This is a genomic window from Shewanella sp. 10N.286.51.B7 (genome assembly GCF_002873615.1).
Classification (GTDB): Bacteria; Pseudomonadota; Gammaproteobacteria; order Enterobacterales; family Shewanellaceae; genus Shewanella; species Shewanella electrodiphila.
Map to the genome: position 1 here is coordinate 1 of NZ_MCUF01000009.1, position 566 is coordinate 566.

The window sequence follows — 566 nt, forward strand, 5'->3', positions numbered from 1 at the left end:
CATCTATATTGAATAGTAAATAAAATCATAAGCTATTTGTTTAAAAGTAACAGTGTAAATAATTGAGACTGACTTAATAAAGTAATATCTTGATGCTGTTGACCATCTATCGTTAATGATAAAACTGGGTTTTGTAAAAAATCTTTAGCATCATCAGCTGAATATAATTCTGGTAATTCTAGGTGATATTTTTCATTCCCTGACACATCTAACTTTAAGTACAAGGGCTGTGACTTAACCCAATGCCCAGAGTCATCAGCGTTATCTTGGAACAAGTCGCTGTAGCTAACTTCGATTAACTGTTCGCCAGTGCCTAAGTCGACTTCACGTTCAAACTCAATCACAACACCATTGACACTATCAACATCAAGGTCGTCATGGAAGGTTATGCTAGAAGATTGCGCAGCAAAACTTGTCAATAATAATCCGAGTGCTGCCGATAATGTAAGTTTAGTATTCATGTTAAGCTCCAATTTAATTTCATGTATTCCGTAAAACACTTCATTTCATACCACACGAATAATTAGACCTTCGATTAACAATAAAAATTTCAAAAACAATTGAAT

Annotated in this window: 1 protein-coding gene; it reads right to left on the minus strand. The window is 33.7% G+C overall.

All coding sequences use genetic code 11. The features are described from left to right. Positions 1-32: 32 nt before the first annotated feature. Complete coding sequence (locus BCU84_RS00695; RefSeq protein WP_102526180.1) at positions 33-461, minus strand: DUF2057 family protein; 429 nt, start codon at positions 459-461, stop codon at positions 33-35. Positions 462-566: the final 105 nt, after the last annotated feature.